General features: G+C 63.8%; 15 protein-coding genes. 6 read left to right on the forward strand and 9 right to left on the reverse strand.

Annotated features, from left to right (window positions below):
• Positions 1-125: 125 nt before the first annotated feature.
• Positions 126-1748, reverse strand: coding sequence for an ABC-F family ATP-binding cassette domain-containing protein (locus NKJ40_RS22185; RefSeq protein WP_352467896.1), 1623 nt, complete (start codon positions 1746-1748; stop codon positions 126-128).
• 183 nt (positions 1749-1931) lie between these two features.
• Here NKJ40_RS22185 and NKJ40_RS22190 point away from each other — a divergent pair, with 183 nt between their 5' ends.
• Positions 1932-2414 carry an Imm8 family immunity protein gene (locus tag NKJ40_RS22190; RefSeq protein ID WP_352467897.1) on the forward strand — a complete coding sequence of 161 codons (483 nt, stop codon included), beginning with the start codon at positions 1932-1934 and terminating at the stop codon, positions 2412-2414.
• 22 nt (positions 2415-2436) lie between these two features.
• Here NKJ40_RS22190 and NKJ40_RS22195 read toward each other — a convergent pair whose 3' ends face one another.
• The gene (locus NKJ40_RS22195; RefSeq protein WP_352467898.1) at positions 2437-2988 is read right to left on the reverse strand and encodes an isochorismatase family protein; all 552 of its coding nucleotides are present in this window, start codon (positions 2986-2988) and stop codon (positions 2437-2439) included.
• Positions 2989-3198: 210 nt separating this feature from the next.
• Here NKJ40_RS22195 and NKJ40_RS22200 point away from each other — a divergent pair, with 210 nt between their 5' ends.
• A complete protein-coding gene (locus NKJ40_RS22200; protein WP_352467899.1) occupies positions 3199-3750 on the forward strand; it encodes a DUF4019 domain-containing protein in 552 nt (183 codons plus the stop codon).
• Between the two features lie 214 nt (positions 3751-3964).
• Here NKJ40_RS22200 and NKJ40_RS22205 read toward each other — a convergent pair whose 3' ends face one another.
• Positions 3965-4870, reverse strand: a complete 906-nt coding sequence (locus tag NKJ40_RS22205) for a LysR family transcriptional regulator (RefSeq protein WP_352467963.1) — start codon at positions 4868-4870, stop codon at positions 3965-3967.
• A gap of 100 nt (positions 4871-4970) precedes the next feature.
• Between NKJ40_RS22205 and NKJ40_RS22210 the strand changes: the two genes are divergently transcribed.
• The 3 genes from NKJ40_RS22210 (at position 4971) to NKJ40_RS22220 (ending at position 6500) form a co-directional block, all read left to right on the forward strand.
• Positions 4971-5711, forward strand: a complete 741-nt coding sequence (locus NKJ40_RS22210) for an SDR family oxidoreductase (RefSeq protein WP_352467900.1) — start codon at positions 4971-4973, stop codon at positions 5709-5711.
• 34 nt (positions 5712-5745) lie between these two features.
• Positions 5746-5949: a tautomerase family protein gene (locus NKJ40_RS22215; protein WP_352467901.1), complete on the forward strand. Its 204-nt coding sequence runs from the start codon at positions 5746-5748 to the stop codon at positions 5947-5949.
• Positions 5950-6035: 86 nt separating this feature from the next.
• Complete coding sequence (locus tag NKJ40_RS22220) at positions 6036-6500, forward strand: GFA family protein (RefSeq protein WP_352467964.1); 465 nt, start codon at positions 6036-6038, stop codon at positions 6498-6500.
• A 39-nt stretch (positions 6501-6539) separates the two neighbouring features.
• Here the strand turns inward: NKJ40_RS22220 and NKJ40_RS22225 are convergent, their stop codons facing one another.
• From NKJ40_RS22225 to NKJ40_RS22250, 6 genes are all read right to left on the reverse strand, one after another.
• The gene (locus tag NKJ40_RS22225) at positions 6540-7310 is read right to left on the reverse strand and encodes an exodeoxyribonuclease III (protein ID WP_352467902.1); all 771 of its coding nucleotides are present in this window, start codon (positions 7308-7310) and stop codon (positions 6540-6542) included.
• Between the two features lie 9 nt (positions 7311-7319).
• On the reverse strand, positions 7320-7964 hold the full coding sequence (locus NKJ40_RS22230; RefSeq protein ID WP_352467903.1) for an alpha/beta hydrolase family protein: 645 nt from the start codon (positions 7962-7964) through the stop codon (positions 7320-7322).
• 214 nt (positions 7965-8178) lie between these two features.
• Complete coding sequence (locus NKJ40_RS22235; protein WP_352467965.1) at positions 8179-9210, reverse strand: tetratricopeptide repeat protein; 1032 nt, start codon at positions 9208-9210, stop codon at positions 8179-8181.
• A 59-nt stretch (positions 9211-9269) separates the two neighbouring features.
• Entirely contained in the window at positions 9270-10181 is a 912-nt protein-coding gene (gene ku / locus NKJ40_RS22240; protein WP_352467904.1) for a non-homologous end joining protein Ku, read from the reverse strand.
• A 219-nt stretch (positions 10182-10400) separates the two neighbouring features.
• Positions 10401-12899 carry a DNA ligase D gene (gene ligD / locus NKJ40_RS22245; protein ID WP_352467905.1) on the reverse strand — a complete coding sequence of 833 codons (2499 nt, stop codon included), beginning with the start codon at positions 12897-12899 and terminating at the stop codon, positions 10401-10403.
• 155 nt (positions 12900-13054) lie between these two features.
• Positions 13055-13270, reverse strand: coding sequence for a hypothetical protein (locus NKJ40_RS22250; protein ID WP_352467906.1), 216 nt, complete (start codon positions 13268-13270; stop codon positions 13055-13057).
• Between the two features lie 222 nt (positions 13271-13492).
• Between NKJ40_RS22250 and NKJ40_RS22255 the strand changes: the two genes are divergently transcribed.
• Positions 13493-15466 (forward strand): coiled-coil domain-containing protein, encoded by a 1974-nt coding sequence (locus NKJ40_RS22255; protein WP_352467907.1) that lies wholly within the window; start codon positions 13493-13495, stop codon positions 15464-15466.
• Positions 15467-15476 lie beyond the last annotated feature (10 nt).

Genomic DNA, 15476 nt, shown 5'->3' on the forward strand with positions numbered 1-15476 from the left:
TTGATGCGAAAGCTCATCATCCTCGCAAACGCTCTCCTCAAGGCGCAGCGAAAATGGGCCCCTAAAACCCCTTGATCAAAACGGATACTTTAGGTGACGGGGAGCGGCAGAGCCGGGTCCGCGCCTCAGCTCCGCAACCCCGGCGCCTCCTGCCCGGTGCGCTCGACATATTCGGTATAGCCGCCGCCATAGGTGTGGATGCCCTCGGGCGTCAGTTCCAGCACCCGGTTCGACAGCGCCGCCAGGAAGTGGCGGTCATGCGAGACGAACAGCATGGTCCCTTCATACTGCGACAGTGCCGTGATCAGCATCTCCTTGGTGGCGATGTCGAGGTGGTTGGTCGGCTCGTCCAGCACCAGCAAATTGGGCGGGTCGAACAGCATCAGCGCCATCACCAGCCGCGCCTTCTCGCCGCCCGACAGCACGCGGCATTTCTTCTCGATCTCGTCGCCGGAAAAGCCGAAGCAGCCGGCCAGCGCCCTGAGCGGCGCCTGGCCGGCCTGCGGAAACGCGTCTTCCAGCGTCTGGAACACGGTGCGCTCGCCCTCCAGCACTTCCATGGCGTGCTGGGCGAAATAGCCCATCTTGACGCTCGGCCCGCGCGCCACCGTACCATTATCCGGCTCGGACGCGCCGGCCACCAGCTTCAGCAGCGTCGATTTGCCGGCGCCGTTGACGCCCATGATGCACCAGCGCTCGCGGCGGCGCACCTGAAAATCCAGCCCCTCGTAGATCGAGCGGCTGCCATAGCCCTTGTGCACGTTCTTCAGCGTCACCACGTCCTCGCCGCAGCGCGGCGCCGGCTGGAAGTCGAACGACACCTTCTGGCGGCGCTTGGGCGGCTCGACACGGTCGATCTTGTCCAGCTTCTTCACCCGGCTCTGCACCTGGGCGGCATGTGACGCCCGCGCCTTGAAGCGCTCGATGAAGGCGATCTCCTTGGCCAGCATCGCCTGCTGGCGCTCGAACTGCGCCTGCTGCTGCCGGTCGGCGATCGCCCGCTGCTGCTGGTAGAATTCGTAGTTGCCGGAGTAAGCGGTCAGCGAACCGCCGTCGATCTCGACCACCTTGTTGACGATGCGGTTCATGAACTCGCGGTCGTGCGAGGTCATCAGCAGCGCGCCGTCATAGTTCTTCAGGAACTGCTCCAGCCAGATCAGGCTTTCGAGGTCGAGATGGTTGCTCGGCTCGTCGAGCAGCATGGCGTCGGGCCGCATCAAAAGGATCCTGGCCAGCGCCACGCGCATCTTCCAGCCGCCGGAGAGCTTGCCGACGTCGCCATCCATCATCTCTTGGCTGAAGCCAAGGCCGACCAGCACCTCGCGAGCGCGCCCATCCAGCGCATAGCCGTCGAGTTCCTCGAAACGATGCTGCGCCTCGCCGTAGCGGGCGATGATCTCGTCCATCTCACCGGCGCGATCGGGGTCGCCCATGGCGTGCTCGAGCTTGCGCATCTCGGCCGCCACTTCGCTCACCGGCCCGGCCCCGTCCATCACTTCGGCAACGGCGCTGCGGCCGGACATGTCGCCGACATCCTGGCTGAAATAACCGATGGTGACGCCGCGATCGACCGAGACCTGGCCCTCATCAGGCTGCTCCTCGCCGTTGATCATGCGAAACAGCGTCGTCTTGCCGGCGCCGTTAGGCCCGACCAGCCCGACCTTCTCGCCCTTCTGCAAGGCGGCGGAGGCTTCAATGAAGACGATCTGGCGGCCGTTCTGTTTGCTGATATTCTCGAGACGTATCATGCTTCCATGCGAGGCTTCAGGGGATTTTCCCTGCGCCTTCCGCGATCGGCCGCGCCAGAGGAAGCCCGCAAATCATGAATACCTGCGCCAAATCGCCCAAAGCCTTTTGGGTTGATGGACATCGATTGCCTGGCCGAGAATTGGTCACTACCTTGCGGTGATTGCAAGCTTGCAAAGACGGCCATGTCAAATATCGTCTATCCATCCCGGCTGAGGTTAAGAGGCGTTAGCGCAGGGAATCTCGGTCCAATATTGAAAAACGGTCAGCTTGTTCCGAAAAGCCTGATCAGCGAGGGCTGTACCGAGCAGGAAATCCGCTCCGGCATGAAAATCCCGGACAGCGAGAAAATACTGGAACAGTGGCGGCCGACGAATCCCAGGAGCTTCGCTCTGGCACTAACCCTGGTGATCGGTTGGGACGAGGATATTGGAAGCGACTACTTCGAAGTGCACGTCATCGCCAACCAGATCAGGGATCAGATAAATCTCAACCGGCGCTCGGTCATCTTCGTAGAAGAGTTTGACTGGCCCAGCCTCAAACAAAGCCTCCTCAACATTCTCGACAAATGCGAAGGAAAAACGTGGAAGGAAAGCGTCCGCGCATTACGAAAACGCTTCGAATGGGAATACGACGGAATGGCCGAATACGAGTCTTGGCTTAAGTAGCCCTGCCGAATGAGCCGGCGGATCAGCTATCGGTCAGGGCTTTTGTCGTCGCCAGTTTGACCCCGGCGGCGGCAAATGCCGCATTGTGCCGGGCGATGATCTCCGCGGCGGTCTCGCTGGTGGTGTCGAGCGTGCTGTGGGCGTCGGAAACCACGGTGACGCCCAGGCCCGCCGCAAAGGCGCCCTTCACCGTGGCGGCCACGCAAAAATCGGTCTGCGCGCCGATCAGAACGACCTCGCCGGCGCCCTGCCCGACTACCCATTCTGCAAGCGCGGCATTGCTGAACGCGTCGCCGACACGCTTGGCGAAAGTCGGCTCGTCCCCGGCCTGGCCGAGCGCCGGCCACACCGGCCAGCCCGGCTCACCCGGCGCCAGAGGATCGCCCTGCGGCCCGTCATGCCGAATGAAGGCGATCTTGCGCCCGCTGCGCCGTGCCCATTCGATCAGCGCGCGGGTGCGGGCGACCATGCCGTCGGCATCATGGATCGGCGGTTCGGCGACAGCGTCGAACATGCCGGTCTGAAGATCGATCACGATGAGCGGCGCAGTGGCCGCGGGGCTGGTCCCTGACATGGTTTTTTATAGCGCGAGGGCGGAGCTGATCAAGGATCAGGGTCGCGATGACGCGCAGCGCAAGGGCAGGTGGCTGGAGTTCGAGATATGTGACAATCCGCTTGCAGCAGCGCTAACATAGCGCGCTATTGGGATGTGGGTCAGTTCGAAATTCTGGCTATCGGCCGTGACCGGATTGCATTCGTGGCAAGCTCCTGCGAAGAAATTCCCATGACACATGCAGCCGTAGCTTTCCTTGCGATCGTGACTTCGGTGTTGGTTGCGATCCTACCCGCACAATCGCAAGAGTGGACGCCCTCAGAGGACGCGGTTCGAGATGCAACGGAAACGGTTGGTCGCTATTTCCTTTCGCTCGATAACCAAGAGTATGGGCGGGCATACGAAATGATGACTGATACCGCGAAAGCTTTGATCCCATCGAATGCCTTCTTGGAGCAAAGTAAAGATTTTCATTCTCAGGCCGGCGCTGTGCGCGAGCGCCGGCTACTCAAATTCACATGGTTGAAGGACCCAGCGAACGCTGCCTTTCCCGGCGTTTATGCCGCAGTCGACATAGCGGCGAAGTTTGGAAACATCGATCGTTACTGCGGCTATATTGTCCTCTATCAGCGGCCGTCAGGTGGAAATTTTCGAGTCATGCGGATCGAAAGCAACTTCATCGACAACGCCACCGCGAAAAGCATTGAAAAGACCCAATCGAAAGTCGAATTGGATCGAGCATGGGCCGAGTTGTCGGCTAACTGTCCGAATTTTCCATCGTGAAGGTGAGGCGGTCCGTTTTTATACGTTCCGCGACCATCGGCTTTACGGCTTCCTTCGCTTCGATCAGCGTAACGATGTCGGTGATCTCCTACAGTTTGCCGGCCTTTGGACGCGAACGCAGCGAGCGCGCAGCCTTTGTCTCACCCAATCCCGCCCGTCACGGCATATCTCGTCCGATCGCCCTTCGCAAAATAGCCGGCGCCCCGGTGCGCGATCACACCCGGCCCGCTGTCCCATCCTCGCCAAAAATCCCGGTCACCCAGTCGATGAACACGCGTACCCGTGGCGCGAGCTGGCGGTTCTGCGGGTAGAGCGCCGACAGCGGTGTCGGCGACGGCGGGTAGTCCGGCAGCACTTCGACAAGCGTGCCGCGTGCGAAATCCGCGGCGAAGCGGTAATGCGGCGCCTGCACCAAGCCGAAGCCGAGACGCGCCAGCTCCGCCATCGTGTCGGAGCCGTTGACCGTCACCCGGTTGGGCAGGCTGACATAGCGCAACGCGCCGTCGACGGTGAATTCGAGCGGCATGACTTCGCCGGTCCGCGACGAGCGGAAGCCGACCATCAGATGGCCTTCGAGATCTTCGGGGGTTGCCGGCATACCGTGCTTTTCGAGATAGGCGGGGCTGGCGCAGGTGACTTCGCGCAATGTTGCCACCCGCCGCACGATCATGCCGCTGTCGGCCTGTTCGCCGGAACGCAGCACGCAGTCGATGCCCTCGCGCACCAGATCGACCAGCCGGTCGCCGTCGCCGATATGCAAGTCGATCCCGGGGTAGCGGTCGAGGAACTCGGAGAGCCGCGGCAGGATGAAATGGCGGGCCATGAATCCGTGCACGTCGATCCTCAAAAGGCCCTGCGGCTGCGCCGATTGAAAGCCGGCCTCGGCATCTTCGACATCGGCAAGGATGGCGAGGCAGCGCTGGTAATAGGCCTGGCCGTCCAACGTCGGCGTGACATGGCGCGTGGTGCGTTCGAGCAGCCTGACCCCCAGCCGCGCCTCGAGGTCCTTGATCGCTTCGGTGGCGGTCGATCGCGACATCGACAGATCGGCGGCCGCCGCGGTGAAGCTGCCGCGCTCGATCACACGGGCAAGCAGGCGCATCCGGTCGAGACTGTCCATCGCCATTGTTCGCCATATCCGAATGGTGTTGGCAAGTCCCGGGCGATTATCCCGCAAGATTTATCACCTATTTTCAGTCGACAAGAATTGGAGAGCTGACATGACTACGCCGAATGGAAAGGTGGCGCTGGTAACCGGCGCCTCGAAGGGTATCGGTGCCGAAATTGCCAGGCGGCTGGCACGCGACGGCTTTTCGGTCGTCGTCAACTATGCCAGGGGCGCAGAAGCCGCCGAAGGCGTGGTGCGCGGGATCGAGGCGGCAGGCGGCACGGCGATCGCAGTTCAAGCCGATGTCGGCGATGCCAAGGGCGCGGCGCATCTGTTCGATGCAGCCGAGCAGGCCTTTGGCGGCCTCGACGTGCTGGTCAACAATGCCGGCATCATGAAACTCGCGCCGATCGCGCAGATGGACGACGCCGGTTTCGAACAGCAGGTCGCGGTGAACCTCGGCGGCGTCTTCCGCGGCATGCGCGAGGCCGCAAGGCGGCTGCGCGACGGCGGCCGCATCATCAGCTTCTCGTCCAGCGTGGTCGGGCTCTACCAGCCGACCTACGGCGTTTACGTTGCCACCAAGGCCGGCGTCGAGGCGATGACGCATGTGCTGGCCAAGGAACTCGGGCCGCGCGGTATCACCGTCAATGTCGTGGCGCCGGGGCCGGTGGCCACCGAGCTGTTCCTCGGCGGCAAGTCCGAGGCACTGGTCGAGACGATCACCAGGATGATCCCGCTCGGGCGGCTCGGCCAGCCTGCCGACATCGCCGGCGTGGTGTCGTTCCTCGCCGGACCGGACAGCGGCTGGGTCAACGGCCAGGTGCTGCGCGCCAATGGCGGCACCGTCTGACTTTACCTCCAGCAACCAACAGGAAATCGACATCATGCCATTTGCAAACTTCAAGGTGCCTGAGCGCGCGCTGTCCGTCGGACAGAAGGAGGACCTCGTCCACAAGACCACAGCCCTGTTCGTCGAGATGTTCGGCGAAGGCGTGCGCCCTTACACGATGGTGCTGATCGAGGAGGTCGCCGATGGCGGCTACGGCCGCGCCGACGTGGTGTTCACGATTCCTGAGCGAAGGACGTGAAGCTGCCGATCTCCTCCCTCGTGGGGGAGATTGCAGCTTGGCGGTCGCGCGCTAGATCGCTGGCAGAGGCTAACGCGAGGCCGGCGATGGACGATTGGAAACTACCTTGGGACGGCGGTTGCCTGTGCGGCGGAATACGCTTTCGCATCAGCGCGCCGCCCTTGCTGACGACGGCGTGTCACTGCACCGGCTGCCAGAAGCTGAGCGCCAGCGCGTATTCCCTGACCATCGCCGTGCCCAGCGACGGTTTCGCCATAACGCAAGGCGAGCCGGTGGTCGGCGGCCTGCACGGCCCGCATCGGCAACTCTATTGCCCGCATTGCAAGAACTGGATGTTCACGCGTCCGCATGGACTGGACTTTTTCGTCAATGTTCGTGCGACCATGCTGGACGAACATCATTGGTATGTGCCTTTCGTCGAAGTCTTCACGTCGGAAAAGCTGCCCTGGGCTTCGACCGCCGCTACCCACAGTTTCGCTACGCAGCCCGACCTTGAGGGATACGCCCCTTTGATAGAAGCGTTCGCCCGCGAGGCGGCGCGGCCAACCTGACTGGTTGCCGCCCGGAAAGGCAGCGCCAGCCTCCGTGCCTCACTTCAACTCCACCCAGACCGGCGCGTGATCGCTGGCGCCGGTCTCGCCGCGCACGTCGCGGTCGATGCCCGCCGCTACCAGCCGGCGCGACAGCTTCTTGCTGAGCAAGATATGATCGAGCCGCAGGCCGGCATCGCGCGGCCAGCGATTGCGGCGGTAGTCCCAGAATGTGTAGAGCGTGTCCGTCGGGTGCTTCCTGCGCAGTGCGTCAAGCCAGCCTTGGTCGAGCAGCCGCTGGAACGATGCGCGGCTTTCCGGCTGCACCAGCGCGTTGTCGTCATAGGAGCGGGTCGGGTAGATGTCGCGCGGCTCGGGCACGATGTTGTAGTCGCCGGCCAGTACCACCGGCAGGCCGGTGTCGAGCAACTGCGCCGCATGCGCCTCCAGCCTTTCGTGCCAGGCCAGTTTGTACTGGAATTTCGGGCCGGGCTGCGGGTTGCCGTTCGGCGCGTAGAGCGAGGCGATAACGATGCCGTTGACCGCCGCTTCGATGTAGCGCGCCTGCTGGTCGCTATCGTCGCCGGGCAGCGCCTCGCGGGTCAGAACGGGTTCTGCACCCCGTGCGAGTATGGCGACGCCGTTCCAGGTCGGCTGCCCGACCCAAACCGCGCCGTAGCCGGCGGCCGCCAGCGCGGTGCGCGGAAACTGCGTCTGCCTGGCCTTCAGCTCCTGCAGGCAGGCAATGTCGGGTTTGGCGGCGGCCAGCCATGCGAGCAGGTTCGGCAGCCGGCTGTTGATGTTGTTGACGTTGAAGGTGGCGATCTTCATCGGCCTGCTTCAGCGCACGATGCGTTCGGTCCACGCCTTCACCGCATCAGCGAGCGTCTTCAGATGATCGGCGGTGGAGAAGCCGGAGATATTTTTGCGAGGCTTCAGATCATGGTCGCCGTCTTCCAGCCAGAAGATCTCGATCGCGTCGGACAGAGCATAGGTCGCGACCTCGTCTTTGGTACCGAACTCGTCCCGCGTGCCCTGGAAGATCAATGTCGGCGTCTTGAGATCGGCGAGGTGTTTTGTCCGAAGCTGCGTCGGTTTGCCCGGCAGATGGAAGGGATAGCCAAGGCAAAGCAGGCCCGAGATCTCGCCCTTCGAAAACATCTCGTGGGCGATCATCGAAGCGACGCGTCCGCCCATCGACTTGCCGCCGAGGATCAGCGGACCCTTCACGCCCTTCGCCCGGAGGTCCGCGATCGCCTTGACGTATTCCGGGTTAACCGTCTCGGCGCGCGGCGGCGGCTTGCGGTGGCCATAGCGGCGGGCCGCCATGTAGTGGAATTCGAAGCGCGCAACGCGGAAGCCGGCCGCCGCGAGCGCTTTTGCCGTGGCGGTCATCGAGGCAGAGTCCATAGGAGCGCCTGCGCCATGGGCGAGCAGGATAGTGATGGCGGCGGTGTCGGGACCGTCGAAGAGGAAGGTGGTCATGGGGTGGCCCGCAGATAAAGGCCGAGTTCCTTCGCACCCCCCTCTGTCCTGCCGGATATCTCCCCCTCAAGGGGGGAGATTGGATGACGTCGGCGTTTTCGCCAACCACCAAAGCTGAAAGGCACGCGGAGCGCCGAAGCCGCCGATCTCCCCCCTTGAGGGGGAGATGGCCGGCAGGCCAGAGGGGGGTGTTCAAGCGCGACCAAATGAAGCCCTAACCCGCCGACATCCGCGCCAGCTGCAAATCTACGAACTGTATCCCCTTGGCCGCCATACGCGCCCATTCGGAGCTGGCGTCGAGTTCAAGATAGCGCACCCAGCTCCGCCGCGCCTCGGCGAGATTGCCGGCGTCGAACTCCAGCCTCGCAAGATTGAACACCGCATCGGCGTACTTCGCATCCAGTGCGATCGCCCTCAGCAAATGGCGGCGCGCCGACGCCACCCGCCCCCCTTCGCTCATCAGCCCGGCGAGATTGAACCAGGCCTCGACGAACCCGGGATCGAGCTTTATCGCGCGGGCATAGTCGTGCGCCGCCTCCGCCGCGTGGCCGGCGGCGCGCAGGCAGTTGGCGAGGTTGAAGGCGGCGATGGCGTCGCTCGGGTCTATGGCCAGGCAGCGCTGGTAGAGTGCCGCGGCCTGCTCGTGGTCGTCAGCCTCTTCCGCCGCCTCGGCATCGGCAAACAGCTCTTCCAGCGTATCGTCATCCTGCGTTCCCAGATCGAACAGCAACTGGCCGTCCAGCTCGCTCTGACCGCCTTCGAGGTAGATCGCATCGGCCCGCCCGTGCTGTGAGCCGACGGCGAGCGACTTGGCGGTGAGCGAGGCGACCGGGCCGGAGCGGTGCACCGAGCGCGCAATCGCACCCCATGAGGCGCCGCCGGCAACCAGGCCGGCATATTTGCGGGCGAGGATCAGGTCGCGGAAGGAATACGGTTCGCCATCATGCTCGAAGGCGTCGAACAGCGACAAAAGGTCGAGATCGGTGCCGGTCAGCCGCGATTGGTCGATCAGCGACTGCCGCGACAGCGCCGAAGCCTCCGGCGCCTTCATCAGGCCGAGCAGGCGCAGGAAGCCGTTCTCGCTGACCAGCTTGCGCCCGGCCGCGCGCTCGGTGACGACGCGGCGCTCAATCTCGGCATCATCAGCCTTGGCGAGGAACGTCCGCCCGAATACGACATGGGTGGTCCGTCTGGTCACTCCGCGCCGCAACTGGCCGTCCTGGCGCGCGACCTCGCGCGCCGCCATGCGAAGCGGAAACGCCGCGAGCGCGCCGATGGTGCCGAAGATCGTGCCAGTGGGCGCCGTCACCCTTTGCTCTTACCGACGGCCTGCAGCAGATTGGCCTTGAGCGGGTTTTCCTTGGCGCCGCCCTTGGCGGACTTTGCTTTGGCTGCCGGTTTCGCCGCCTCGTCGGCCTTGCTCTTCGATTTGGCCGGCGGTTTGGCCGATTGGGACAGGCTCGCCTTCAACGCATCCATCAGGTTGATGACATTGCCGCGCTCAGGCGCCGCCGCGATGATCGGCTTGTGGCCCTTGAGCTTCTCGCGGATCATCGCCATCAGCGCGATCTCGTAGCGGTCCTCGTAATTCTTTGGATCGAAGGTGGTTTCCTTCTGCTTGATCAGCGCTTCGGCTAATTGCAGCATTTCGGGATCGGGGTTTCCGGCCGGGATATTGCCGAAATATTCGGCTGTGCCACGCACTTCGTTCGGATTCCTCAAGGTGCAGACGAACATGCCGTTCTCGCGCGCGCCGATCGTCACCACGCGCTCGCGGCTGGACAGCACCAGGCGCGCGATCGCCAGCTTGCCGGATTTGCGCATCGCTTCGCGCAACACGGCAAAGGTCTCCTCGGCCATTGCGCCATCTGGCGCCAGGTAATAGGGCGCATCCTGATAGATGACGTCGACCGAATGCTCGTCGACAAAGGCCTCTATGTTCATCGTATGGTTGGATTCGATGCGCACCGCATCGAGATCGGTATCGTCGATGATGATGTACTGCTTGTCCTCGTATTCGTAGCCCTTGACCAGGTCCGAGCGCTCGACCAGCCCGAGCTCGGGGTCGACCGGCTTCATGTTGATGCGATTGTGCGTCTTCTTGTGCAGCTGGTTGAAGCTGATGCGCTCGCTGGCACTGGTCGCCGGATAGAGCCGGACCGGACAGCTGACGAGACTGAGCTTGAGGTAACCTTTCCAACTTGCCCTGGGCGCCATGAAATACTCCTACGCGGCCTTGTGCTGTCGAACTGTTCGCAGCGCTCCTTCGTCCGGAGGACGAATGCGGCTGCCGAAATCCTACATTGCCCCCTTACAATACCGCCAAATCCCTAGCGAAATCTTCCATCTCAGCTCGGGAGTCGGCGGTGGGGCCTAGTGGAAGAATAATTCAAATTTTCCGGAGCGTCGATGGAGTCTGGGGCCGCGCACGCAGGACTACCTCGCGGTGCCTATCACCGGCAAATCCCGGGCGAAATCTTCCATGTCGGCCCAGGGATCGCCTGACGTCGCCAGAAGGCCCGGCAGCGAGGAATAATTCAGATCCTGCGGAGCATCGATGGATTCCAGATCGCTCCAGCTCACCGGCGTCGAGGCCGGCAAGTTGGTGCGGGCGCGCAGTGAATAGGGAGCCGCCGAGGTGTGGCCGCGCGCATTGCGGTGATAATCTATGAAGATACGCCGCTTGCGGTTGTCCTTGCCCATGGTGGTGGTGAAAGTGTCGGGCGCGGTGGCGGCAAGATGCGTGGAGACGGCGCTGGTCGCCTGGTGCAGTTTCTTCCAGTTCTGCTTTTGTGTCACCGGCACGGTGATGTGGATGCCGTGCCCCCCGGAGGTCTTGGCGAACGGCACCAGCCCTAGCGCTTCCAGCTCGCCCTTAATGTGCACCGCCGCCTCAACCACCTCGCGCCAGGCGATCCCTTCACCCGGGTCGAGGTCGAAAACGATCAGGTCCGGCTTGTCGAGCCGCGTGCGATGGGTGCCCCAGGTGTGGAACTCGACGACGCCGAACTGCGCCAGCGCCAGATAGCCCTTGGCGTCTTCCACCGAGAGATAGGATTTGGTCTCGCCCTCCGAATTGGTCGCCTCGAAGGTCGCCACGGATGACGGCATGCCGGTGAAGGCATGGCGCTGGAAGAAACAGTCCTGCGGCCTGCCGGTCGGGCAGCGCACCAGCGACACCGGCCGGCCAAGGATATGCGGCAGCATGAAATCGCCGACCAGCGCGTAATAGACGGCGATGTCGAGCTTGGTCGGGCCGGTCTTGCCGAACAGCCGCCGCGTCGGGTTGGTCACCCAGATTGTCGCAAGGTCGGCCTCGGCGATCAGCCGCTTGCGCTTGGCCGAAACCGGCGTCGACAGCCCGACGTCACGCAGGCCGCGGAACACGGCATGACGCAGCGCATTGTCGGTGGTCCGGTTGGCGTAGTGGATATGCGCCGAAAGCAGCGGCCGCACCCAGTTCATCTCGCGCATGATCTCGCGCGGAACCCCTTCGGGCGCCGACGCGCCGGCGCGCAATGGCTCCAGCCGCGCCAGCAATTGGCCGGCGGTCGCGGCATCGAAGCCGGTGCCGACCTTGCCGCGATAGTGCAGCTCGCCGTCTTCGAATTCGCCGAGGCCGAGTGCGGCCAACCCCTCGGCCGCATCGGAGACTGTGTAGCCGGCGATGACAAAGTCGCCGGTCTGGAGCGCCTTGGTCTTGGTCCAGGTCTTGGTGCGGCCGCTCTGGTAGACCGCCGTGGCGCGCTTGGAGACGACACCCTCCAGCCCCATCTCGGATGCCTGGTCATAGAGCGCCTGGCCGTCGCCTTCGACATGATCGCTGAGCTGGATCGCGGAGTTGGCGCCGAGACCGGACAGCAGTTGCGAAAGCAGCGCCTTGCGCCGGCGGAGCGGCGCTTGTCTCAGGTCCCAGCTGTCGAGATTCAGAAGATCGAAGGCGTAGAAGTGGAGTTTGTTGCCGGCGCCTTCGGCCAGCGCGTCCTGCAAAAGCGCGAAGCGGCTGATGCCCTTAGCGTCGAGCGCGACGACCTCGCCGTCGATGATCGCCTCGCGGCACGGCAGCCTGGCGAATGCAAGCGGCAGGTCGCCATAGCGCTTCGTCCAGTCGAGGCCGGCGCGGGTGATCAGCCTGACCTTCCCGTCGGAAACATGCGCCATGGTGCGGTAGCCGTCGAACTTGATCTCGTGCAGCCAGACTTCGCCCGTTCGGGCCGCGGGGTCATCTCCGCCCGGCGGCTTCGGAATCTGCGTAGCCAGCTGCGGCTCGATCCGGGGAGGCGGCGGCGCCTTGACGGCGCCCGGCAAAGCGCCGGGTTTCAGCACCACCGGCCTGGCAGGTTTGGCGGCAGGCTTCGGCGCTGCCACCAGTTCCTCGATGAGGCGTCCGGATTTGACGCTTTCCGGCCGGGCTTCCAATATGTCGAGCTTGGTGTCGGCGGCGAGATCACGCTCCTTGAACAGCAGCCAGTTCTTCTTGCCCTCATCCTCGCCGGGCTTCGGTTTCAGCCGCGTCAGCATCCAGCCGCCATTCAGCTTCTCGCCGGCGAGGTGGAACTTGAAGGAGCCGGTGCGCAGGCTCTTCTCGACATCGTCCATCGGCGCCCAGACGCCGGTATCCCAGACGATCATCGGCCCGCCGCCATATTCGCCTTCGGGAATGACACCTTCGAAGTCGATATATTCGAGCGGATGGTCCTCGGTCTCGACCGCCAGCCTTTTGTCGGCCGGGTTCAGCGACGGGCCGCGCGGCACCGCCCAGCTCTTCAGCACGTCGCCGACCTGCAGGCGCAGATCGTAGTGATCGGCGGTGGCGTGATGCTTGTGGACGACGAAACGATTGCCCTCACCGGCAACCAGACCGCCGGCCGGTTCCGATGTCCTCGTGAACTCGCGCTTGGCGCGATAGGCCTTGAGCTTCGAAGGAGCTGGCATGGACTAGACGTAGGTGGTGGGCAAAAGCAACGAGCGCAGCATCAAAATCCCATCGCAGCGGCGCTCCAATGTCACGGCATGGATCCCAGGGTCTCCGCGACGTAGCTTCGCTCCTGCTCCGCCCTGGGATGACGAAGGATGGGAGGTCACGCTGCTCAATCGTCGGTGGCCGGTGTCAATTCGAGTTCGGCCGGCGACAGGCCCTGCTGCAGCTGGCTGAGCCGGAATTCGTCGACCCAATAGGCCTCGCCGTCGACCAGCACCCGCGCGCTGTAGCCGCCGGCCGAAAAACGCTGCGCGGTGATGTAGACCTCGAGCGCCTTGCGCACCGCGGCGCGCTTGGATTTTTGGCTGGTAGCGGAACTGGCCATGCAATTTGCTCATACACGCAGAGCCGCAAGACAAGACGGCCGGCTCAAGGATGGCTGAGACGGGGTGTCGTGTCAATTTCGGCGAGCGAGCGTCCAACGACCGCCGGCGCATAGTGCCCGACATCCATATATCAGGACGTGACACTTCCACGGACTGGATGAAGCATCCCTCGAATGGATGAAGCTGAAAGCTCGAATGGATGAAGCTGAAAGCTCGAATTTATGGGTGGGCTCGTGGTGCACGTCTTCCAATTGGCGTCGCGGGATAGCAAGCCCCCGACCGAGGTCGCTTTTTTGACGCACGGAAAACGGACAGACATTGGCCTCAAAGCTGCGGTTCCACCTGCAAGCGGCGCCGAGTTGCTGAAATCCAGGGGCTGGTTTCGTGTCAACTGGCAAAAAATACTCTTGGCTAGTATGTTGATCGTCGGCGCGACAATTACGCTCTCGACTGCGTCCGCAGTTGAGATCGAAAAGCTGCGGCAGCAGGCGACCGCCGATCACACGGAGCTGGTGAGCGAAGCCGCCCAGGCGGCTTCGACGGATGCCGCCCCGCTCGATCGCCAGCTGGCCGAGCTCGCGGCTGAGATCGAAAAGCTGCGGCAGGACGCGACGATCGACCGCGCGACCATGGCGCAACTGCGGACGCAGGTGAGCGAAGCCGCCCGGGCGCCGCCACCGGATGCGGCAACGCTCGATCGCCAGCTGACCGAACTTTTGGGTCAGATCGAAAAATTGCAGCAGGTGGCGGCGGGCGACAGCACGAACCTCCCCCAGTTGGTCGAAAAGCTGCGGCAGGACGCGACCGCCGACCGCGCGGCAGTGGCGCAGCTGCGGACGCAGGTAAGAGAAGCCGCCCGGGCACCGCCACCGGATGCGGCTACGCTCGACCGCCAGCGGACTGAACTCGCGGCCGAGATCGAAAAGTTGCGGCAGGGGGCGACCGCCGACCGCGCGGAGCTGGCGCAGTTGCGAGCGCAGGTGAGCGAAGCCGCCCGGGCGCCTCCGCCGGATGCGGTTGCGCTCGATCGCCAGCGGGCAGAGCTCGCGGCCGAGATCGAAAAGCTGCGGCAGGCGGCGACCGCCGACCGTGCGGCCGTGGCGCAGCTGCGGATGCAGGTGAGCGAAGCCGCCCGAGCGCCTCCGCCGGATGCGCTCGACCGCCAGCGGACCGAGCTCGCGGCCGAGATCGAAAAGCTGCGGCAGGCGGGGACCGCCGACCGCGCTGAGCTGGCGCAGCTGCGGACGCAGGTGAGCGAAGCCGCCCGGGCGCCTCCGCCGGATGCGCTCGATCGCCAGCGGACCGAGCTCGTGGCCGAGATCGAAAAGCTGCGACAGGACGCGACCGCCGACCGTGCGGCCGTGGCGCAGCTGCGGACGCAGGTAAGAGAAGCCGCCCGGGTACCTCCACCGGATGCGGTTACGCTCGATCGCCAGCGGGCAGAGCTCGTGGCTCAGATCGAGAAGCTGCGGCAGGCGGCGACCGCCGACCGCACGGAGCTGGCGCAGTTGCGAGCGCAGGTGAGCGACATCGCTCGGGCACCGTCACCGGATGCGGTTACGCTCGATCACCAGCGGGCAGAGCTCGTGGCCGAGATCGAAAAGCTGCGGCAGGACGCGACCGCCGATCGCACGGAGCTGGCGCAGTTGCGAGCGCAGGTGAGCGACGTCGCCCGGGCGCCGTCGCCGGATGCGGCCGCACTCGATCGCCAGCGGTCCGAGCTCGTGGCTCAGATCGAGAAATTGCGGCGGCAGGCGACGGACAATCATGCCGGCATGGATCGCCTTGAAAAGCAGATGGATCGCCTTGAAAAGCAGTTTGCTGAAGCATTTCAGCCTCAAGAATCGTCTCAGCCTCAATCTACCGCAACCATCGGCACATCGCCTGATATCGTTCTGCCCCCAGATACAACTCCACGAGTCATTCTGCGCTTTGCGCGTAACCGCGATTCCGCGCGGACACGAGCGGCGACCCTTGAGCGGAGTCTGCGAGCCCAGGGGCTCGACGTCGTAAAATCTGGCAATTCACCCACAAGCTCTCGGGCAAACGAAGTCATGTACTTTTATAATGAAGATCGACCAAGCGCAGAGCGTATAGCGGCTGGGCTTGTGGAAGCTGCACTCATCCAGCGCGCATTTGCAGACGATGGTTCACTCCCCCGCCCCGGAACTATCGAAGTGGCAATCGGGCGGTAACTAGTAAGGT

The organism is Mesorhizobium sp. M0119 (assembly GCF_040322615.1).
In the GTDB taxonomy this organism is placed as follows: Bacteria; Pseudomonadota; Alphaproteobacteria; order Rhizobiales; family Rhizobiaceae; genus Mesorhizobium.